The organism is Pantoea sp. PSNIH1, from assembly GCF_007680655.1.
In the GTDB taxonomy this organism is placed as follows: Bacteria; Pseudomonadota; Gammaproteobacteria; order Enterobacterales; family Enterobacteriaceae; genus Pantoea; species Pantoea eucrina.
This window is the reverse complement of sequence record NZ_VEIP01000001.1, coordinates 676,909-696,812: the sequence shown is the minus strand read 5'-3', so window position 1 is coordinate 696,812 and position 19,904 is coordinate 676,909. Positions and strand designations below refer to the sequence as shown.

Annotated in this window: 17 protein-coding genes; 7 read left to right on the top strand and 10 right to left on the bottom strand. The window is 59.5% G+C overall.

Annotation, left to right across the window (positions count from 1 at the left end; genetic code table 11):
- Positions 1 to 33: 33 nt before the first annotated feature.
- From FS690_RS03230 to FS690_RS03220, 3 genes are all read left to right on the top strand, one after another.
- Positions 34 to 1,218, top strand: coding sequence for a sugar transporter (locus tag FS690_RS03230; protein ID WP_039385944.1), 1,185 nt, complete (start codon positions 34 to 36; stop codon positions 1,216 to 1,218).
- A gap of 117 nt (positions 1,219 to 1,335) precedes the next feature.
- Positions 1,336 to 1,659 carry a hypothetical protein gene (locus tag FS690_RS03225; RefSeq protein ID WP_145339066.1) on the top strand — a complete coding sequence of 108 codons (324 nt, stop codon included), beginning with the start codon at positions 1,336 to 1,338 and terminating at the stop codon, positions 1,657 to 1,659.
- 11 nt (positions 1,660 to 1,670) lie between these two features.
- The gene (locus tag FS690_RS03220) at positions 1,671 to 1,769 is read left to right on the top strand and encodes a YoaK family small membrane protein (RefSeq protein WP_139239671.1); all 99 of its coding nucleotides are present in this window, start codon (positions 1,671 to 1,673) and stop codon (positions 1,767 to 1,769) included.
- A gap of 39 nt (positions 1,770 to 1,808) precedes the next feature.
- Here the strand turns inward: FS690_RS03220 and FS690_RS03215 are convergent, their stop codons facing one another.
- A complete protein-coding gene (locus FS690_RS03215) occupies positions 1,809 to 3,083 on the bottom strand; it encodes an MFS transporter (RefSeq protein ID WP_104084987.1) in 1,275 nt (424 codons plus the stop codon).
- Positions 3,080 to 4,501, bottom strand: a complete 1,422-nt coding sequence (locus tag FS690_RS03210; RefSeq protein ID WP_104084988.1) for a M20 family metallopeptidase — start codon at positions 4,499 to 4,501, stop codon at positions 3,080 to 3,082. Before FS690_RS03210 ends, FS690_RS03215 begins: the two co-directional genes overlap by 4 nt.
- Before the next feature lie 145 nt (positions 4,502 to 4,646).
- On the opposite strand from FS690_RS03210, the gene FS690_RS03205 reads away from it, so the two are divergent.
- Positions 4,647 to 5,561: a LysR family transcriptional regulator gene (locus FS690_RS03205; protein ID WP_145339065.1), complete on the top strand. Its 915-nt coding sequence runs from the start codon at positions 4,647 to 4,649 to the stop codon at positions 5,559 to 5,561.
- Here the strand turns inward: FS690_RS03205 and FS690_RS03200 are convergent.
- The gene (locus FS690_RS03200; protein WP_186368975.1) at positions 5,551 to 7,137 is read right to left on the bottom strand and encodes an ABC transporter substrate-binding protein; all 1,587 of its coding nucleotides are present in this window, start codon (positions 7,135 to 7,137) and stop codon (positions 5,551 to 5,553) included. The two genes, FS690_RS03205 and FS690_RS03200, sit on opposite strands and share 11 nt — an antisense overlap.
- A 124-nt stretch (positions 7,138 to 7,261) precedes the next feature.
- Between FS690_RS03200 and pepT the strand changes: the two genes are divergently transcribed.
- Positions 7,262 to 8,494, top strand: a complete 1,233-nt coding sequence (gene pepT, locus FS690_RS03195) for a peptidase T (RefSeq protein WP_094110915.1) — start codon at positions 7,262 to 7,264, stop codon at positions 8,492 to 8,494.
- Positions 8,495 to 8,527: 33 nt separating this feature from the next.
- On the opposite strand, the gene FS690_RS03190 is transcribed toward pepT, so the two are convergent.
- Both FS690_RS03190 and FS690_RS03185 read right to left on the bottom strand, forming a co-directional pair.
- Positions 8,528 to 9,313 carry a transporter substrate-binding domain-containing protein gene (locus FS690_RS03190; RefSeq protein ID WP_039384421.1) on the bottom strand — a complete coding sequence of 262 codons (786 nt, stop codon included), beginning with the start codon at positions 9,311 to 9,313 and terminating at the stop codon, positions 8,528 to 8,530.
- Between the two features lie 13 nt (positions 9,314 to 9,326).
- Positions 9,327 to 10,493, bottom strand: coding sequence for a methionine aminotransferase (locus FS690_RS03185; protein ID WP_145339063.1), 1,167 nt, complete (start codon positions 10,491 to 10,493; stop codon positions 9,327 to 9,329).
- Between the two features lie 128 nt (positions 10,494 to 10,621).
- On the opposite strand from FS690_RS03185, the gene FS690_RS03180 reads away from it, so the two are divergent.
- Positions 10,622 to 11,464 (top strand): LysR substrate-binding domain-containing protein, encoded by an 843-nt coding sequence (locus tag FS690_RS03180; RefSeq protein ID WP_108569339.1) that lies wholly within the window; start codon positions 10,622 to 10,624, stop codon positions 11,462 to 11,464.
- Here FS690_RS03180 and FS690_RS03175 read toward each other — a convergent pair.
- From FS690_RS03175 to FS690_RS03160, 4 genes are all read right to left on the bottom strand, one after another.
- Complete coding sequence (locus tag FS690_RS03175; protein ID WP_145339062.1) at positions 11,461 to 13,131, bottom strand: methyl-accepting chemotaxis protein; 1,671 nt, start codon at positions 13,129 to 13,131, stop codon at positions 11,461 to 11,463. The two genes, FS690_RS03180 and FS690_RS03175, sit on opposite strands and share 4 nt — an antisense overlap.
- Before the next feature lie 158 nt (positions 13,132 to 13,289).
- On the bottom strand, positions 13,290 to 14,813 hold the full coding sequence (locus tag FS690_RS03170) for a carboxylesterase/lipase family protein (protein WP_104084993.1): 1,524 nt from the start codon (positions 14,811 to 14,813) through the stop codon (positions 13,290 to 13,292).
- A gap of 363 nt (positions 14,814 to 15,176) precedes the next feature.
- Positions 15,177 to 16,520: a VOC family protein gene (locus tag FS690_RS03165; RefSeq protein ID WP_145339061.1), complete on the bottom strand. Its 1,344-nt coding sequence runs from the start codon at positions 16,518 to 16,520 to the stop codon at positions 15,177 to 15,179.
- Between the two features lie 88 nt (positions 16,521 to 16,608).
- Positions 16,609 to 17,943: an aromatic acid/H+ symport family MFS transporter gene (locus FS690_RS03160; RefSeq protein WP_145339060.1), complete on the bottom strand. Its 1,335-nt coding sequence runs from the start codon at positions 17,941 to 17,943 to the stop codon at positions 16,609 to 16,611.
- A 320-nt stretch (positions 17,944 to 18,263) separates the two neighbouring features.
- Between FS690_RS03160 and FS690_RS03155 the strand changes: the two genes are divergently transcribed.
- Positions 18,264 to 19,184, top strand: coding sequence for a LysR substrate-binding domain-containing protein (locus FS690_RS03155; RefSeq protein WP_071668841.1), 921 nt, complete (start codon positions 18,264 to 18,266; stop codon positions 19,182 to 19,184).
- Here the strand turns inward: FS690_RS03155 and smrA are convergent.
- A complete protein-coding gene (gene smrA / locus FS690_RS03150) occupies positions 19,181 to 19,744 on the bottom strand; it encodes a DNA endonuclease SmrA (RefSeq protein WP_071668842.1) in 564 nt (187 codons plus the stop codon). The two genes, FS690_RS03155 and smrA, sit on opposite strands and share 4 nt — an antisense overlap.
- Positions 19,745 to 19,904 lie beyond the last annotated feature (160 nt).

Here is a 19,904-nt window from a genome sequence, read left to right as displayed (position 1 = left end):
CCGTTAACCTGCTGTCTGACTAATTTGAACTTCATGCAAACATCTACCGTTTCCCGTAAAACAGCCTGGCTACGCGTTGTCCTGCTGGCCATTGCGGCGTTTGTCTTTAATACCACTGAATTTGTCCCGGTCGGCCTGCTTTCTGATATTGCAGCAAGCTTTACGATGAAAACGGCAGATGTGGGGATTATGCTCACCATTTATGCCTGGGTGGTGGCGCTGCTGTCGCTGCCGCTGATGCTGCTGACGCGCAACGTTGAGCGGCGTCTGCTGCTGGCGGTGCTGTTTATTCTCTTTACCGGCAGCCACGTGCTCTCAGCGTTTGCCTGGGACTTCCGCTCTCTGGTGGTGTCCCGTATCGGGATTGCACTCTCACACGCCGTGTTCTGGTCGATTACTGCCTCGCTGGCTATTCGCGTGGCACCGGCAGGTAAAAAAACGCAGGCGCTGAGTATGCTTGCCACCGGAACCGCACTGGCAATGGTTCTGGGGGTGCCTATCGGGCGCGTAATCGGGCAGTATCTCGGCTGGCGCACCACGTTTGGCATGATTGGCCTCTCGGCGCTGGTGCTGATGATCCTGCTGGTGCGTGTGTTACCGCGTCTGCCCAGCGAGCATACCGGCTCACTCAGCAGCGTGCCGATGCTGTTCCGCCGTCCGGCGCTGGTGACGATGTATCTGCTGGTGACGCTGGTGGTCACGGCGCACTACACCGCTTATAGCTATATTGAGCCCTTTATGCAGGTGGTAGCGAACGCGGATGCCAATTTTACCACCCTGCTGCTGCTGCTGTTCGGCTCTGCGGGCATTCTCGGCAGTATTCTGTTCAGTACGCTGGGTAACCGCTTCCCGTCTGCGATGTTAATCGCTGCTATTGCGCTGATCACGCTCTGTATGGGACTGCTGATTTTTGCAGCGGTGCGCCCGACCGCCATTATTACCCTCTGTATTATCTGGGGCATGGCGATGATGATGATCGGACTGGCGATGCAGGTTCGCGTGCTGTCACTGGCCCCGGATGCCACCGATGTGGCGATGTCGCTCTTCTCCGGTATTTATAATATCGGTATCGGAGCCGGCGCACTGCTCGGCAGCCAGGTCAGCCAGCATCTGCAGCTCTCAGACGTGGGTAACGTCGGGGCGCTGATAGGGCTTTTCTCGCTGTTCTGGTGCGTGGCGATTTTCCGCCGCTATCCGCAGTTACGCTCTAATGGCTGACTGACTGACCGGCAGCTGCAGGGACGCACGCTGCCGGATCCCGCTTTTTGTATTACGCCTCGCATCCTGTCCGTTTTGCCCTTTATAATCCCACTGACTCTCTCCGCAGGGACCGTTATGAACAGTAAACGAGTAACGCTGATTCTGTCGCGCGCCGTCAGCCACGTCATGCTTGAGGATATCCGGGCGATTGTGCCAGCCGCTGCGCTGAGCGTTTTTATCAATACCCTGGATGAAACCCGCTACGCCACGGTTGAGTGCCTGCAGAGCGAAGAGAACTGTGCGCTGCTCGCCTCCGCTATTGTGGTCTGGCGTCAGCTCGGGCAGATTCAGCACATTGACTACCATAAAGGCGATCGCCTGCGGCAGATCGCGGATGCCACGCAGTTTGAACTGTTCAGCATAATGAAAACGCATCGCGCGCTGCTCCGGCTCGCTTAATAAGGATTGCTATGAAGATTGGTTTGCTGTTTCCCATTGCCATTATTGTTGCCGGCGTAACGTTTCTGGCCTGGTTTATTGCCAGCGGTGCAGCGGTGCCGGGGTCGTAAAGCGGCACCGCTGCGGCGGCAGCAGCCGACGTCTGCGCCTTAACGGATATGCTTCTGGCTAAAGAGCAACGCCGCGCCGCTCAGCAGCGACATCGCCATCAGATAATAGCCCGGTGCCAGGCTACTTCCCGTCCAGCTAATCAGCAGCGTGCAAATCAGGGGCGCAAAGCCGCCAAAGAGGGTAACGGCGACGTTATAGCTGATCGCCATGCCGCTGGCGCGCGTGCCCATCGGAAAGAGATCGGCCATCACTGAAGGCACCACGGAGAAGTAGACCGACTTCAGCAGCGCCATCCAGCAGACCAGCAAAATCAGCGTCACCGGCGTGGTATGGTTCGCTAACAGCCGGAACGCCGGCCAGATGGTAACCATTAACAGTATCAGCGATCCCCACATCAGCGGTGCGCGGCCAACGCGCTCCGCCCACAGGCCCATCAGCGGCGTCACCAGCGTCAGGATCACCCCGCCCAGCAGCGTAGCGGTAAAGGCCGCGCTGCCTGAAAGGTGGAGATTTTTGGTCGCCCAGGTCGGCACATAGTTCAGCATGTAGTTAACCGCCGTCGAGATTACCATCAGGCCAATCGCCAGCAGCATCAGCTGCTTCTGGCGCCCGAACAGACGCTTCAGCGGCGCGGGCTCCGGCGGGCGGTCGGCAAAGCTTGCGGGCTCATGCACATGGCGGCGGATATAGAGACCCAGCGGACCAATCAGCAGCCCAAAGGCAAACGGAATGCGCCAGCCCCACGCCTGCATTTCACTTTCGCTCAGCAGCTGCGTCAGCCCCAGCCCAAACGCAGAGGCCATCAGCGTACTGGCTCCCTGGGTCGCGAACTGCCAGCTGGCAATAAAGGCTTTGCGCTCGGGATAGTGCTCCACCAGAAAGGCCGTCGAGCTGCCAAACTCGCCGCCAGCTGAAAATCCCTGAATCAGCCGCGCTACCAGAATCAGCAGCGGCGCCAGCAGCCCGATGTGCGCATAGCCCGGCATAAAAGTGATGATCGCCCCGCCCAGCATCATCAGATTGATTGAGAGCAGCAGCGCCCGCTTGCGTCCGTGGCGATCGGCGTAGTTACCCAGCACGATTGCCCCCAGCGGGCGGATCAGAAATGAGACGCCAAAACTGCCAAAGGTCAGCAGCAGCGAGACCGCCGGATCGCTGACCGGGAAAAAGGCGTGGGCAATATAGCTGGCAAAAAATCCATATACCGCAATATCAAACCACTCCAGGGCGTTGCCGATGCAGGTGGCAAACAGCGTTTTATGCAGCGCAGGTTTACTCCCCGCGAGCGTGGCGGCCGGGTTCAGGCTGCTCATTGTGCACCTCCTGCTCTGGCACGATGCTGTGCAATAAGCGCGTCACCCCGCTCGCCCAGATCCCACAGCAGCGCGGTCATGATCTGCAGCCCTTCGCGCGCCACCGGCGTCAGCAGATGCTCATTGACGCCATGCTGCCCGCAGGCCGGATAGGAGTGCGGCACCCAGAGCGTCGGTAATCCCAGAATGTCCGCAAACACATCGTTCGGCAGCGATCCGCCCAGATTCGGCAGCAGCGCCGGAGGCTGCTCACACAGCGCCGTCATGGTATGCATGACCCACTCCACCAGCGGATCGGTCGGATCAAAACGCGTTGCCGGCGATCCGTGCAGCACCTCAACCTCAACGTCAGTAAAGCCTGCGGCGGCAAGGTGAGCCGTAACGTGCTCGCCCAGCCGCTGCCAGTCGGTTCCCACCACGAAGCGCAGCTGGCATACCGCCGTGGCGCTGGCGGGGATAGCATTCATCGGGCGTGCCGGATTGCCGGTGATAAAGGTCAGCACTTCCAGCGTGTTCCAGCCATAAAGGCGTTCGGCAGGCGTCAGCCCCGGCTCCCCCCAGTTGCAGGCAAGCGCAGGATCGCCCGGCATGCCGCCCACGCGGATGCTGCTCAGGATCGCACGCACCGCGGGCGTCAGAGAGTCAGGTTTCAGCGCGGCGACCTGCAGCTCACCGCGGGCGCTTATCAGTGCTGCGATCGCATGGGCGAGCCGGGTACCGGGGTTACTCAACAGGCCGCCCCAGTTGCCGGAGTGACAGGCGTTGTCGCGCGCGTTGATGGTGAGACGAAAATTTACCGCGCCGCGTGAGCCGAGAAACAGGGTCGGACGGGGTGCGCTGACGCGCGGTCCGTCTGACGCGATAAAGAGATCGGCCTTCAGCAGCGCAGCATGTTCCCGGCAGAGTTCCGCCAGGCCCGGCGAGCTAATCTCCTCACCCATTTCAAACAGCAGTTTGCAGTTAAAGCCGAGCCGGCCGCCCCGCGCGTGCCAGACCTGCTCCAGCGCCGCCAGATTTATGCAGTGCTGGCCTTTATTATCCGCGCTGCCGCGCGCATACCAGCGATCGCCCTCTGCCGTCAGCTGCCAGGGATCCAGATCGGCGCGCCAGTTTTCATCGTCACCAAAGACCACATCGCCGTGACCATAGCTCAGCAGCGTGGGCAGCGTCGCCGCTTCCATACGGATGGCAACCAGGAACGGCGGCTTATCCGCCAGCGGGTTGGCGATAAAGTGCAGCTCAAAACCGAGCGCGCTCAGCTGCGGGCCGATCTCCTCGCGCAGGTAATGCGCCAGCTGCGGCGCACGATCTGGTCGCTGACTCTCCGTGCGCAGCGCCACGCGTCTCGCCAGCAGCTGCTGAAACTCACCGCTGTCGAAGTAGCGCAGCGCGGCTGATATCGCCCGATCTCGTGTCATGTTTGCATCTCTGTTTGCGTTATTGTGCTGACATAGTTACGAAATCACTGCTTTGCCACAATTATCAATTTATCGAGTATGCTTTGCTTTTACAGCAAAGCTTCCCTGCCCGTTTCTGAGGCATGCACTATCATGAGGCACGTCGATGTTAAGCACTGAACTTCGCTATTTTCTGGTGGTTGCCCGGGAAGGATCGCTCAGCGCGGCCAGCGCGCAGCTCTACGTGGCCGTTTCCGCTATCAGTCGTCAGATACAGCGGCTGGAGACGCAGGTTGGCACGCCGCTGTTTCAGCGCCACGCGCGCGGGATGGTGCTGACGGAGGCGGGGGAAATCTTTGCGCATCACGTGCGAAAAACGCAGCTCGATATGGAGTATGCCCTGGCGGAAATCAACGGATTACGTGCGATGCGGCGCACGCTGATCCGCGTGGCCTGTACCGATGGTCTGGCGTTCAGCCTGCTACCGGCTCTGATCGCCGCGTTTCGCGCTGACCACCCGGCCACGCTGTTTGAGGTACAGGTGGCAGACGCACAGGGTGTGGCAGAGCAGCTGCGTCAGGGCGCGTGCGATATTGCGCTGCAGTTCAGCCTGCGTGCTGAACAGGGAGTGGAGATTATCGGCTCCTGGCCTGCGCCGGTGTTGCTCCTGATGCAGCAGCAGCACCCGCTGGCCGCAGCGTCCGCTATTACGCTGGCGCAGCTCAGCCACTATCCGCTGGCGCTGCCGCAGCAAAATACGACCGTACGCCAGCTGTTTGAACTGGCGAGCCACATGAGCGGCCAGCTGATTGAGCCGGTGTTAACCTGCGACAACTTCTCGGCGCTGTTTAACTTTCTGCTGCAGACGCCGCAGGCGGTGACAATCTGCAGCGCCTTTACCGTACGCGGCCAGACCGGACGGCATCAGCTCGCCCTGCGGAGCATTAATATCGAACAGCTCAGTCAGCGTACACTCCAGCTGCAGGCGCAGTCAGGGCGGCCCCGCAGCGCCGCCCTGACGCTGTTCCTCGCGTTCCTGCAGCAGCAGCTGAGCGCAGAAGATCCAGCGCTTACTGCTTAATATCGACCGGATAGAAGTTGTGCTTGCCAAACGGATCAACCTGATAGCCGCTGACCGACTTGCGCACCGGTTCAAAAATAGTGGAGTGTGCGATCATGACCGCCGGCATCTGGTCATGCATCATCTGCTGCGCTTCCTGATAGAGCGCAACGCGCCGATCATGATCCTGCTCGGCGCGCGCGGCGGTAATGATTTTCTCAAACGGCTGATAGCACCACTTTGACGAGTTGGAGCCGCCATTCGCTGATGTGCAGCTGTAGAGCGGACCAAAGAAGTTATCCGGATCGCCGGTGGCGGTGGTCCAGCCCATCAGCGCCGCCTGATGCTCGCCGCTCTTGACCCGCTTAAGGTATTCGCCCCACTCATAGCTGACGATGCTGGCTTTGATGCCCACCTGCGCCCAGTCCGCCTGAATCATCTCAGCCATCCGGCGCGCGTTGGGATTATAGGGGCGCTGCACCGGCATCGCCCAGAGTGCGATTTCGGTACCGGGTTTGATGCCCGCCTCCTGCAGCAGCGCTTTGGCCTGTTGCGGATCCCAGGCGTAATCTTTCAGCTGCTGATCCGCGCTCCAGACGCCCGGCGGCAGAATGTTTTTCGCTACCGTGCCGGTGCCTTTGAAGATTGCGTCGATAATCGCCTGTTTATTGATGGCCATTGCGAGCGCCTGGCGCACCTTCACATTATCCAGCGGCGCTTTGGTGGTGTTAAACGAGAGAAAACCGGTGTTCAGGCCCGACTTCTGCTCCAGCGTCAGATCGGGATTGTTGCGCATCTTATCGAGATCGGCCGGATTCGGGAACGGCATAACCTGGCACTCATTTTTCTCCAGCTTCGCCAGTCGCACCGAGGCGTCCGGCGTGATTGAAAATATCAGCCGATCCAGTTTTGCTTTGCCCTGCCAGTAAGCCGGGAACGCCTTATACAGAATGCGTGAATCTTTCTGATACTGCACCAGCTCAAACGGGCCGGTGCCAATCGGCTGCATATCAACTTTTTCCGGCGTGCCCGCCTTCAGCATTTTGTCCGCATACTCGGCGGAATGAATGGAGGCGAAATACCACGCCAGATCGGCGAGAAAAGGCGCTTCCGGGTGCGCCAGCGTGATACGCACGGTGTGATCATCTACGCGGTCAATGGCGGTGATGAGTTTTGCCAGCTCCAGGCTCTCAAAGTTCGCGTAGTTGCCGCCGGATACGGTGTGATAGGGATTTTTTGCATCCATCTGCCGCATAAAAGAAAAAATCACGTCGTCCGCATTGAAGTCGCGTCCCGGCGTGAAGAGTTTATTGCTGTGGAATTTTACGCCTTTGCGCAGATGGAAGGTGTAAACCCTGCCATCGGGGCTGATCTCCCAGCGTTCTGCCAGCGCAGGCTGTAAATCGGTCGTGCCGGGACGGAAGTCCACCAGCCGGTCAAACAGCGGTACGGCGCTGGCATCCACGCTGGTGCCGGAGGTATAAAGCTGCGGGTTAAAGTTTTCCGGGGAGCCTTCAGAACAGTAAACCAGCGTCTTCGCGGATACGCTGCCTGCCACAGCCACGCCCAGCAGGCTTAGCGTCAGTTTGCTCATCATCATTTTCATACTGTTTCTCGCTTTTTATTGACTTATGTTGGTCTGCATCGCTATTTATTTCATTGATAACATGTTTTCACCGCCAGGCGTATCACCTGCGGACCCTTACTGATAAGGAATTGTGATGACAGACCAGCTTGCCCGGGAACTGACCCGGCGGTTTTATCGTTATCTGGCGGTCTCCAGCCAGAGTGATGCAAAGTCCACCACCCTGCCCAGTACGCCCTCTCAGCATGAGATGGCTGCGCTGCTGGCACAGGAGCTGCGAGACCTGGGGCTGCAGCAGGTCGAGATTGACCAGCACGCCACCGTAACCGCCGTTAAGCCCGGCAACACGCCTGGCGCACCCCGTATCGGTTTTATTACCCATATCGATACCGTGGACGTTGGCCTCTCGCCCGATATCCATCCGCAGACGCTGACCTTTACCGGCGACGACCTCTGTCTTAATGCTGAGCAGCAAATCTGGCTGCGCGTGGCGGAACATCCGGAGATCCTGCCTTACCGCGGTCAGGAGATTATTTTCAGCGACGGCACCAGCGTGCTGGGTGCCGATAACAAAGCTGCGGTAAGCGTGGTGATGACGCTCATGGCGAATCTGCAGGGCGCGCACGGCGATGTCGTGGTCGCGTTTGTGCCGGACGAAGAGATTGGGCTGCGCGGTGCCAAAGCGCTGGATCTTGAGCGGCGTTTTAACGTCGATTTCGCCTGGACCATCGACTGCTGTGAGCTGGGAGAGGTGGTCTATGAATGCTTCAACGGCGCCAGCGCTGAGCTGGTGTTTAGCGGCGTGCCGGCGCATCCGATGTCAGGGAAAGGGGTGCTGGTCAATCCGCTGCTGATGGCGCATGATTTTATCAGCTGTTTTGATCGCCAGGCGACGCCGGAACAGACCGAGGGCCGCGAAGGCTATATCTGGTTTAATGAGATGCAGGCGAACGCCAGCCAGGCGGTGCTGAAAGCCTCCATTCGTGATTTCGATCTGCAGGGTTTTGCCGCGAAGAAACAGCAGCTGGCAACGGTTGCCGAACAGATTGCCGCCCGCTATCCCACCGGCAAGGTGGCGCTGACGATCGGCGACGTTTACAGCAATATCAGCAATGCGATTGGTGAAGATCGCCGCGCCATCGATCTGCTGTTTGCCGCGCTGGCGCAGGCTGGCGTGACGCCGAAAGTGATCCCGATGCGCGGTGGCACCGATGGCTCTGCGCTGTCAGCGAAAGGTCTGCTGACGCCTAACTTTTTTACCGGCGCGCACAATTTTCATTCGCGCTTTGAGTTTCTGCCGATCCCCTCGTTTGTGAAGTCGTATCAGGTGGCGGAGGCGCTGTGCGCGCTGGCTGCCAGGCCAGCCTGACAGAGGGCAGGCGTTGCGCCTGCCCGCTCTTTATCAGGGCTGTTTGCTGGCAGTCACGTCAATGCCCGGAAAATATTTGGCTGCCAGCCGGGTCACGGTGCCGTCCGCCTGAACCTTGCTGATAGCTTCATCCAGCGCCGTTTTCAGCTGGCTGTCGCCTTTGCGCAGTCCATAACCGATGCCGGTGCCCAGGATAGCGTCATCCTCAACCGGTCCACCGGCAAAGGCAAAACCTTTCCCCTGCGGCTTATCCAGGAAGCCGGACTGCCCGGCCGCCGACATCACCAGCGTGCCGTCCAGACGACCGGCGACCATATCGTTATAGACCTGGTTCTGATCCTGATAGGACGTTACCGTCACGCCCTGAGGCTCCCAGTGTTTCTTCGCATAGGTCTCCTGAATAGAGCCCTGCAGCACGCCGACCGATTTTCCTTTCAGCGCGTCTGCTGAAGGCTGCAGCTTCTCGCCCGCTTTCACAATCAGCATGCTGGGAATACGGTAAATCGGTTTGGTGAAATCGATGCTTTTTGCCCGCGCCTCGGTGATGTTCATCGCGGAGTTAATCGCATCAAACTTTTTCGCCTGCAGCGCCGGGATCAGCGCATCAAAGCTGCTCTCCACCCAGCTGCAATTGAAGTTGCCGGTTTTACAGATGGCGTTACCCAGCTCAATATCAAAGCCTTCCAGCTCGCCGTGGGCGTTGCGGCTCTCAAACGGCGGGTATTGTGACTCCACGCCATAGCGCAGGCTGGTCTGCGCCAGCGTCTGTGCCGATGCGATCATGCCCAGTGCAATAAACAGCGCGTTTAGTTTTTTCATTATATGTCCTCTTTTACCCTGTAACCCGGCAGAGCGCAGCTGCGCCCGCCTCAAGTGTGGCGTCATCTTTAGCAAACGAAAGACGGATTAATCGGTTATCGGTGCCATCTGAATAAAACGCTGAGAGCGGAATGGTCGCCACGCCGTAATCAACGATAAGACGTTTTACCATTTCGCTGTCGCTCTCGTCACTGAAATCGCGAAAGCTCGCCAGCATAAAAAAGGATCCGCTGGCGGGCAGCAGCCTGAACGGTGACGCCTGCAGCAGCGTGGCCAGCCGGTCGCGCTTTGCCTGATAGAGCGCAGCGAGCTGCAGATAGTGCTCCGGCTGCGCGAGATAGCAGGCAAACCCCGCCTGCATCGGCGTGTCTGCCGCGTACATCATGAACTGATGGATCTTGACGATTTCTGCCATGATAGCAGCCGGTGCCAGCGCGTAGCCAACCCGCCAGCCGGTGACGTGAAAGGTTTTGCCAAATGACGAGACGATAACGCTGCGCTGCGCCAGTTCCGGATGGGTCGCCATACCGCAATGCTGACGGCCATTAAACAGAATATGCTCATACACCTCATCTGACAGCACAATAATATCGGTGTTGCGCGTCAGCTGCGCCAGCGCGCTCAGGTCTGCCGGCGTCAGCACCTGTCCGGTCGGATTATGCGGCGTATTAATAATGATCATGCGGGTACGCGGTGAGAGACGGGCGCGTACCTCATCCCAGTTAATGGCAAAATCGGGCTGCTGCAGCTTGATCCCTACCGGCGTGGCGCCCTGCAGGCGCACCACCGGCGCATAGCTGTCGAAGGCTGGCTCAAAAAAAATCACTTCATCGCCTGCGTGCACCAGGGCTGAAATCGCCATATAGAGCCCCTGGCTGGCGCTGCCGGTGATCAGCACTTCGCTGTCAGCATCATAATGCTGGCCATAAAGCGTGCGCACTTTTTCCGCCAGCGCGTTTTTCAGCGCCGGCAGGCCGGTCATCGGCGCGTACTGATTCTGGCCGTCGTGCATCGCCTGCGCCACCAGCTCCACCAGCAGCGGATCGCAGGGAAAATTGGGGGCGCCCTGCGACAGGTTAATCGCCTGATGGCGGGCCGAGAGCTGACCGATCACGCTAAAGATCGTGGTGCCCACATCGGGCTGTTTAGAACAGAGAGAAACTGGCGTGGTGATGCTCATTGCTGCGGCCTCGCTGGCTGACAGAGTAAGATTGAAAGATCAGATCGTTATTCAACGCATAGCGCCTTGAGACGACAAGCGAATTGTCGTCATAATAGCCATGAGAAAATTGCATAGCTGAGGATGTTATGGCCTGTTCTGCTCCTCCCCTGACAGCGATTAACGCGTTTCTGGTGACGGCGCGCTGTCTCAATCTGACGCATGCGGCGCGCGAGCTGTACCTGACGCAGAGTGCGGTAAGCCGCAAAATTGCCACGCTGGAAAACTGGCTGGGCTTTGCGCTGTTTCAGCGCCATGCGCGTGGCCTGCGGCTGACTGAACGCGGCGCGGCGCTGCTGCCGGAGCTGCAGCAGAGCTATCAGCAGCTGCTGGCGGTAACGGAACGGGCGCGCCAGCCGTCGCAGACGCTGCGGCTGAAAGCGCCCAGCTGCATTATGCGCTGGCTGCTCCCGCGCCTGATTGCGTTTGAACAGCGCTACCCGGCAACGCATGTCGCGCTGACCACGACCCAGGAGCATCTCTCTCAGCTGGAGGAGTTCGATGCGGCGATTGTTTATGGTCTGCCGCCACCCGATGCGCTGCGGCTGTTTGATGAGCGTCTGACGCCGGTGCTGGCCGCCGGGATGGCGATCCCGCAGCGAATTGAAGAGATGAGCGCGCTGACGTTTCTGCATCCGACGCCAGACCGGCGTGACTGGCAGCACTGGCTGCAGCAGCAGCGGATTGAGCTGGTGATGCAGCGTAATCAGCATTTTGCCACGATGGATCTCGCTATCAGTGCGGCAATACAGGGGTTTGGTATTACGGTGGCGGATATCACGCTGATTGAAAACGATCTGCTGGCGCAGCGCCTGGTGACGCCGTTCCCCGGCAGCGTGGCAACCGGGGCGGCGTACAGTTTACTGCAGCGTCAGGATAAGCGCGCCCCGCCGCTGCTCGCTGAGCTGGTGTCGTGGCTCAGCCGTGCCTAAAAAGCGACCCACTCCTCACTGGCTGCGGGTTTCGCCGCCGGCGTAGCGCCAGCCAGCACCGGACGACGCAGCGGAGCAGCGGAAACCGGCGGCGCATGATGAACCGGCGCGGCGGCAGAGAGGCGGAAACGCGCGACGGAGAGCTGCAGCGCTTCCGTCTGCCGCTCCAGCGCGCTCGCCGCCGCAGAGACCTGCTCAACCAGCGAGGCGTTCTGCTGCGTCACGCTGTCCATCTCCGTGACTGCGGTGCCAACCTGCGAGATCCCTTTACTCTGCTCTTCGGAGGCCGCGGCGATCTGCTTCATAATTTCGCTGACATCCTGCACGGACGTCAGGATCTGATCCATCGTGGTGCCGGCGCTGCTTACCAGCACAGAGCCTTTGTCCACCCGCTCCACCGAGTCGGCAATCAGGCTGGCAATCTCTTTTGCGGCTCCGGCGCTGCGCTGTGCCAGATTGCGCACCTCGCTGGCCACTACGGCAAAGCCGCGCCCCTGCTCACCGGCACGCGCCGCTTCAACTGCCGCATTGAGCGCCAGGATATTGGTCTGGAAAGCGATGCTGTTGATGACGCTGGTAATTTCAGCAATTTTCTTCGAGCTGCCGGAAATGCCCTGCATCGTGGCAACCACTTCGCCTACCAGCTGACCACCCTGCTGCGCGGTGCCGGTCGCGGTATCAGCCAGCGCGCTGGCCTGACGGGCGTTATCGGCGTTGAGTTTCACCGTCGCGGTGAGTTGCTCCATGCTGGCCGCGGTCTGTTCCAGCGCGGCCGCCTGCTCTTCGGTGCGTGAAGAGAGGTCGTTGTTGCCGGCGGAGATTTCCGACGCGCCGCGGTAGATATTATCTGTCCCGCTGCGGATAGCGCTGACGGCATCGCGCAGGCTCTCCTGCATGGCGCGCAGCAGCGGTATCAGTTTGCCCACGCAGTTGCGGCCTGCATCCTCCATTGGCTGGCTGAGATCGCCCTGCGCGATCAGCGTAAAGTGCTCGCGGATCCGCGCCAGCGGCCTGACCAGCATGCTCACCAGATACCTGTCCGTAAACAGCAGGATCAGCAGACCTGCCGCCACCGCCATCACGATGATGACTTTGGTCATGCCTGTCAGCCGGTCTACCGTGACCCGTGTTGCATCCAGTTTGCTGCCCGCGGACTGATTAAAGGTTTCGGCAGTGGCGCCAAACGCGCGGCTCAGCGCCGGCGTCACGCCGGTCGCCTGCGCTTTGTACGCTTCAGGCGTGCCCTGGCGCGCCAGCGCGACCTGCGGCGCAATGCCCTCATCCAGCAGTTTCTGCCAGCTGTTGATTACGCTCTGCGCTGTTGCCGGATCCATCGGACCGGGTGCCATCGCTTTAAACTGATCCAGCTGCGCTTTCATGCTGCTGAGCGCCTGCTCAACGGGGGCAAAGGCTTCTGTGCTGATTGCCGCGCCGGCGGTACGGCTCTCCATCACGCGCGACAGACGCGTTACTACCCGAAAATATTGATCGTTGCCTTTGCTCAGCACCGTCATTTGATTCACCAGCTGGCGATCGACCTCATTGCCTTTCCCCAGCGCATTCAGCGCATAAACGCTGAACAGACCGACGCCGCACCACAGCAGGCAAAACAGCCCGAGCAGCGCCAGTAAAACCGCGCGAATCGTAAAATTTTTAAAGATACCCATACCTGTTCCCCTGGATTGATACGCGTTATCGCCCGATAAAATCGGGCATATTGCGGTTATCGGCAGCAGGCAGGGAAAATGTAACCGTTTTGTAAGCTAAATAAGCGCCAGCGCAGCGGGGGGGAACAACGCAATCGTGCGCCGGTCTGCTACCGGCATTACAGCTGCACGTGGCTGCGCATCATCAGCCGGAACAGGCGCAAACGGCGACGCATAAAGCGCTTTTTTAAAGTGGTAACCGCACGGCCCTGTTCACCAAACGCGAGCGTGACATCCTCTCCGGTGCGCCAGACGGGCCACTCCGTTTCATTGCGACCGCGCAGGCGATAGCTGAATTCAGTGGCATCCCTGGCAAACGCCACCCAGTATGCGCTTACCTCTGCCGCCAGGGTTTTGTCCGCGGCAGTATAAGGCCGGTTATCGGGCGGCGGCAGCGTCTCCAGCGCGTTAAACACATAGGGGATTTCATTACCGTGCCAGGCGCCGTGCGGGTAGAGATCGCGCGCATTTTCAGAAACATAGTCAAACCAGTAGCGCCAGACGGGCATGCCGGTACCGGACTGCGACTGCGCGATCAGCAGCGGCATGACGGTAAACGCCATGTCGCGTGCCACCGCGCGTCCCAGCAGCGCATCATCATGGATGTCATATAACCATTTCAGCAGGCGATAGGTGAAGCGGTTCTTCTCGCGCATCTGCAGCAGCACGCCGCGCGCGTCGACCCCAAAATAGTTGAGTACGCTGGCTTCATCGCTGTTGCTGCCAATCATCAGCGGCACGCGATGCTGCCGGCCGGCGATAAAGGTGTCGAGCATCGGCTTTGGCAGCACGGCATCCCCGCTGATCGCCACCGGTCCCGGCGCCAGCGGCTGTGCCAGCGACCAGAATGCATCGCCGGGCAGCGCGCGCAGCTGTTCTGCCGTTGCGTTCTCCGGCAGTCCGAAGTGGGCGGCGACCTCTATTCCCTTCTGCCGCGCCTGCGGCTGCGTCAGATCGGGCAGACTGTAGCTGCTCTGGACGATGCCTTTGTGAAACAGCCCTTCTGCCAGCGGTGAACAGCAGAGAGAGAGTACGCTGCGGGCGCCAGACGATTCACCAAATAGCGTGATATTGCGACGGTTGCCGCCAAAGGCGGGAATATTGCGCTGGATCCACTGCAGTGCGGCTATCTGGTCGAGCAGCGCAAAGTTATTGACGGTTGCGCCCGCCTTATACTGCGCATCCAGCGCGGGATGTGAGAAAAAACCAAGATGGCCCAGCCGGTAGTTAAGGGTGACCACTACTACGCCCTGTGCAGCCAGCGCTTTACCCTGATAGGGATCCAGGCTGCCGGCACCGAGGGTGAAACCACCACCGTGCAGCCAGACCATCACCGGCAGCGGTGCGCCAGGCTCAGGATCGGGGGTCCAGATATTGAGATATAAGCAATCTTCACTGAAAGTGCCCGGATCGCCACCACCGATGCCGATGCAGTATTCGCGATTTTGCCAGCTCGCTGCTCCCCACGCGGTCGCGTCGCGTGCGGTTTGCCAGGGGGTAACCGGCTGAGGTGGCCGCCAGCGTAGCGCGCCCGTCGGCGGCGCAGCATAAGGTATCCCTTTGAAAACATAGATGTCATCATCCATCAGGCCGCTGAGCTCGCCTTCTGCTGTCTTGATCCTCAGACGCGGTTCATTTTTCATATCGGGTTCCCTGATAAAGCGTGCCTCATTATTTGCAGCGACCCGATAAATGTCTATGTTCTTAAAGCATTTGCAGATTATGCCGAAACATGACCCGGATCGCTGAATGAGATCATCAAATATTTTGGCTTACTGTCGGCAGGCTGTTTAGTCTATTGTGGCAGGGCTGAATCCGGCAGGTCAGATGAGTTTCATCCTGAACGGGCGGATTTAATCGAATACCATGCTTACATCGGGGAAAAAGCGTAACCGTTCTGAACGGTGCCGCTGAGCAGAAGCGTATTCGCATATGCTTCTGCCATTATAATGATAAAAAATCGCCGGCTGCTGAAATCATCGCTGATTTCGCTGACCGGCTCTCTGTTATCCCTCGTGAATGCCGCAGCGAATCAGACTGCGCTGCTGCATCTGCGCATAGAGCGCCATCTCATCCTGTACTGACGCGCCCAGCGCCGCTTCAAACGCTGCCTGACTGGCGTGACCCGCCTCGCGCGTTGTTACCGCATTACCCAGATTAGACTGAAATATGCCCGCCGCGCTGACCGGCAGAAAATCTTCATACACGATAGGTTCTGCCTGCAGCCGGCCAGCCTGCAGCAGGGCTGACACGCTCTCTCCGGCGCGCGGAGGCTGCTGTTCGCCGCGCTCCGTCAGACGATAGCGGAACCAGGCGAGCTGCTGCTCGCGCAGCGTCTCTTCATCATCGGGGAAATCACGAAATACCTCACTGAGGCGCTGCTGATGCTGCGCATTATCGCTGCCGGAGCCCGCGGCAGCCAGCAGCCGGTCATACAGAGCCCGGCCGGCCGGGGTCAGCGCCGCACCGCGCTGCTCTATCTCGCCGAAGCGCGCCGTGTGCGTGCCCGGCGTACCGTCACTGAAATGCACCGCCTCTTCCAGCGCTTTAAAGCTGGTCTGCCGCAGCAGGATCGGAACCTGGCGCCGCGGCGGGCCTTCAATCAGCACTTTTGGCTCGATACCGCGCGACGGCATCAGCGCCTGCACGCGATCGATATCCAGCGTACGCGGCGTCAGATGGTTGATATGGCAGCCGCGGAAGCAGACAACGTCAGCGATCAGCCGGTGCTGCTGGCTCAGCGCATGATAGGTTTTGCTGTCCACCGTGGTCTGCGCGTGCCAGCGAAACGTTTCCAGCGCCTCGCTGACAAACGCGGCTGCGTCTCTGGCATTGAGGCCGCCCTGCTCCTGATGACGCCGGATAAGCCTGCGGCAGCCGGGCGTAAAGATGTCACGCGCGCCGAGTATCGCCATCGCTCGGGCGTGCAGCGCCGGATCGTCAATCAGCTCAGGACGCAGCAGCGACGTGAAAACGCGAAACGGATTGCGGCGCAGCGCGGCCTCGCTCACGGGCCGGAAAGCCGTGGAGTGAACCGGTACGCCCGCCTGCGACAGGTCGTAATAGCCCACCGGCTCCATGCCCATCACGGCAAACATCTCCCGCAGCAGAGAGAGCTCGGCGGCCGTCCCGACCCGGATAGCGCCATGGCGTTCAACGCTCAGCCGCGCCAGCTCATCCGCCGCTGCCAGCCGATCTTTCAGCGCGGAGTTCGCTTCCAGCGTGCGTTCATTGACCGCGCTGACCAGCTGCGTCAGCGCGCCATACTGCGGCACTTCCTGCTGATACATGGCCGACATGGCCTGTGAAAATAGCGTACGGATCGCATCAGAGCTGAGAAAATTTTCCATAACAGGGGTCCTGAGCCGGAACAGTGCTGTTACTCTAAATCAAGGCACGCAGCGCAGGTAAAATTTTCCCTGAAGTGTGATCGCCCTGTCACTCCACGCCCGGTTTTGGATCGGCAAAGCGGTACTTGAGCACCAGCATCAGGGTTGTCAGCACGGCCGGTATCGCCAGCAGCAGGAAAATCTGGCTAAACGCCCAGCCCAGCGTCAGCAACTCTGCGCCGGCAAACGCGCTGAGAATCGCACCGATACGGCCTACGCCGTGCATCCAGCTTGAGCCGGTGGCGCGGGCGTGTGTGGGATAGAAGTGAGCGGAGAGCGCATTCATGCCGGTATTGGCGCCGTTAAAACAGAAGCCGCTGCAGAACGCGATTGCGCTCATCAATCCGACCTGCGCCGGAGAGAAGCCAAGCGCAACTATCGCAATGCCGCCGCAGAAGTAGATGGTCGCCAGCGCAAGACTGGCGTTCATGCGGTCCATCAGCCAGCCGGTAAACAGCGAGCCCAGCGTGCCGCCCGCCTGATACATGGCCGTGACAATCGCGGCCTCGGTGAGCGACATCCCCAGCGTGTTGATAAGCGACGGCAGCCAGCTGCCAATAAGGTAGACCAGAAACAGTCCCATAAAATAGCCGCCCCAGAGCATCAGGCTGCCAAACAGATAGGATTCTGATACCACGGTAGCTATCGCGCCGCGCCGCACGTTCAGAGTTTCACTGGCGTGATAGCGGCTGCCTGGCGCCACCTCTCCTGGCAGCATACGCTCAAGGATCGCATGTATACGCGCCGCCGGCGCGCGCTGGTGAATCAGAAAACGCACCGACTCCGGCAGGCCATACATCAGCCAGGGCAGCACCAGCAACGGCAAAATGCCGCCCATGAGTAACACCGCGTGCCAGCTGTAGCGCGGTAGCAGCCAGGATGCTGCGAATCCGCCAGCCGCTGCGCCAAAGGTGAAGCCGCAAAAGACTACGGTGATAATAAAAGATCGGCGACGTTCAGGAGCATATTCCGCCACCAGCGTGCCCACGTTGGGCATGGCGGCGCCCAGCCCCAGTCCGGTCAGAAAGCGAAACAGCATCATCTGCTCGATGTTCTGCGCCAGCGCGGTGGCCAGCGTCCAGAGCCCAAAAAAGAGCACGCTGAGCAGGATCATGATGCGGCGCCCATAGCGGTCGGCCAGCGGCCCGGCCACCATCGCCCCCAGCGCCAGACCAATCAGCGCGGCGCTGATCACCATGCCCAGCTGATGGTTTGTTACGCCCCAGCCTGCTTTTAGCGCGGGCGCAATGAACCCCATCAGCGCGATATCCATACCGTCCAGTGCCACAATCACAAAGCAGAGCGCGATAAGCCGTTTCTGCCAGTGGCTCAGCGCATGACGGTTGATTAACTGGCGAACATCTACGGCTTCGGCGCTGGTCACGGTTTAACTCCTGCTGTTCAGCAAAAAGGTCATCAGTTTTGGTAAAAAAAACGGCGGATATGATAGCCCATCGTTAACCCTGCACTGCACAATTTTTTCACATGACGCCCGTTTCACTCAAAAACAGAACGATTTAAGCCTCTGATAAAACATACTTTTGCAAAAACTGCTTTTCAGCCAGTCGGGACCAGGTTGCAAAAACAAGGGGTTAAGGGAGGCCGTGTATGAAAAGACTTTTGTTAAATTCATTTTGCAATTAAGTTAACAGAACGCATTTTTGCTGGTTGCTCTCGCCAGCCCTTACGGATTACGTTGACCCTATGGATAAAAACACGGTTTTCAGCCAGCGCATTCGCCTGCGCCATCTGCACGCTTTCGTCGCCGTTGCGCAACAGGGAACGCTGGGGCGTGCAGCAGAGACGCTCAGCCTGAGCCAGCCTGCGCTCTCCAAGACCCTGAATGAGCTTGAAGAGCTGGCAGGCGCGCGCCTGCTGGATCGCGGGCGTTCAGGCGCGCAGCTGACCACGGCGGGCGAACAGTTTCTGGTTTACGCAGTAAAAGTGCTGGACGCGCTGAATCATGCTGCGCAAAGCTTTAACGCGCCGGCACCGGGACGGCCGGTTATTATCCGGCTGGGGGCGCTGACCACGGCGGCAATGGGCATGTTACCGCAGATTCTGAACCGCTTTCATGAGCAGCAGCCAAACACCACGGTGCAGGTAGCCACGCTGCACAACAACGTGCTGCTGGCCGGGCTGCGCGCCGGTGAATTTGATGTCGGCATTGGCCGCATGGCCAGCAGTGAAATGATGGCGGGGTTAAGTTATGAGTTGCTGTTTCTGGAGTCGCTGAAGCTGGTCGTCAGGCCGGAACATCCGCTTTTAAGTGACAACGTCACACTGTCCCGCGCCATGCAGTGGCCGGTGGTGATCTCGCCGGAAGGCACCGCGCCGCGCCGCATCGCGCAGCATATGCTGGATGAGCAGAGCTGCAGTTTGCCTCCGGACTGCGTTGAAACCTCCTCTACCTCCCTTGCCCGCCAGCTGGCGCTGCGCTACGACTACGTCTGGTTTGTTCCTTCTGGCGCGGTCAAGGAGGATCTTGAACACCATGCCCTGCATGCACTGCCGCTCGCCTCACCCGGTCCGGGCGAACCGGTAGGGATCATCACCCGCAGCGGCTATCCGCTCAGCCTCAGCGCCGAGGTGCTGATCGCCACGATCCGCAAGTTTCACCATTAGCGGCTGCGCTTTGCATGCCGCTCGCGGTTGTCGAGCCGCGCCTGCTCAGTTTTACGCAAACTCACATAAAGCGCGCCCGCACCGCCGTGCTGCGGCTGTGCGGTACAGAAGCTTTGCACCTGATCAAACTGCTGCAGCCAGCGCGCCAGATAGCTACGCACAATGTTGGCATGCGACTCGTCATCACGTCCTTTGCCGTGAATAATCAGCAAATTACGCAGCCCCTGCCGGCGCGCTTCCTGCATAAAACTGAACAGCGACTGGCGGCAGGTCTCCACCGGCTGACGCAGCAGATTCAGGCTGGCCTCCAGCGGATACTTGCCCAGCCGCACTTTATCCACGACGCCCTGCTGAATGCCTTCTGCCCGGTACTCCAGCGGTGATGTGAGCGGGACAATCTCCAGAAAACCGCGCGTAAGAAAGTTCTCTTCGCTCTCCGGCGGCACAGTCCGTGGTGCTTTAGTGGAGGGCGCACGCAGCCACTGCGTATTAGCACAATCTTTCAGGGGCGTGACATCCCCCATGGCATCGCGGAACAGGTCTTCATCATCAAGGTTCATCATGTTTCCCCATACCCGATTAAGCATATGCGCACGGCATACTGATAAAACTGAAGAATAGCAAAGGTTGCCGTACGGGGTAAAAGGTCTGCACCGCAGAGGACGGATGCTGTTACGCCGCGCGGGTGAGATCAATCGGGCGAATACCCATTATTTGTAA

What these genes read in the sequence shown, in the direction of transcription:
- FS690_RS03155 (WP_071668841.1), top strand. Translation starts at nt 18,264, where the DNA reads ATGGATAAAAACACGGTTTTCAGCCAGCGCATTCGCCTGCGCCATCTG.
- FS690_RS03220 (WP_139239671.1), top strand. Translation starts at nt 1,671, where the DNA reads ATGAAGATTGGTTTGCTGTTTCCCATTGCCATTATTGTTGCCGGCGTA.
- smrA (WP_071668842.1), bottom strand. Translation starts at nt 19,744, where the DNA reads ATGAACCTTGATGATGAAGACCTGTTCCGCGATGCCATGGGGGATGTC.
- FS690_RS03230 (WP_039385944.1), top strand. Translation starts at nt 34, where the DNA reads ATGCAAACATCTACCGTTTCCCGTAAAACAGCCTGGCTACGCGTTGTC.
- FS690_RS03165 (WP_145339061.1), bottom strand. Translation starts at nt 16,520, where the DNA reads ATGGAAAATTTTCTCAGCTCTGATGCGATCCGTACGCTATTTTCACAG.
- FS690_RS03200 (WP_186368975.1), bottom strand. Translation starts at nt 7,137, where the DNA reads ATGATGAGCAAACTGACGCTAAGCCTGCTGGGCGTGGCTGTGGCAGGC.
- FS690_RS03185 (WP_145339063.1), bottom strand. Translation starts at nt 10,493, where the DNA reads ATGAGCATCACCACGCCAGTTTCTCTCTGTTCTAAACAGCCCGATGTG.
- FS690_RS03190 (WP_039384421.1), bottom strand. Translation starts at nt 9,313, where the DNA reads ATGAAAAAACTAAACGCGCTGTTTATTGCACTGGGCATGATCGCATCG.
- FS690_RS03225 (WP_145339066.1), top strand. Translation starts at nt 1,336, where the DNA reads ATGAACAGTAAACGAGTAACGCTGATTCTGTCGCGCGCCGTCAGCCAC.
- FS690_RS03210 (WP_104084988.1), bottom strand. Translation starts at nt 4,501, where the DNA reads ATGACACGAGATCGGGCGATATCAGCCGCGCTGCGCTACTTCGACAGC.
- FS690_RS03180 (WP_108569339.1), top strand. Translation starts at nt 10,622, where the DNA reads ATGGCCTGTTCTGCTCCTCCCCTGACAGCGATTAACGCGTTTCTGGTG.
- FS690_RS03170 (WP_104084993.1), bottom strand. Translation starts at nt 14,813, where the DNA reads ATGAAAAATGAACCGCGTCTGAGGATCAAGACAGCAGAAGGCGAGCTC.
- pepT (WP_094110915.1), top strand. Translation starts at nt 7,262, where the DNA reads ATGACAGACCAGCTTGCCCGGGAACTGACCCGGCGGTTTTATCGTTAT.
- FS690_RS03175 (WP_145339062.1), bottom strand. Translation starts at nt 13,131, where the DNA reads ATGGGTATCTTTAAAAATTTTACGATTCGCGCGGTTTTACTGGCGCTG.
- FS690_RS03205 (WP_145339065.1), top strand. Translation starts at nt 4,647, where the DNA reads ATGTTAAGCACTGAACTTCGCTATTTTCTGGTGGTTGCCCGGGAAGGA.
- FS690_RS03215 (WP_104084987.1), bottom strand. Translation starts at nt 3,083, where the DNA reads ATGAGCAGCCTGAACCCGGCCGCCACGCTCGCGGGGAGTAAACCTGCG.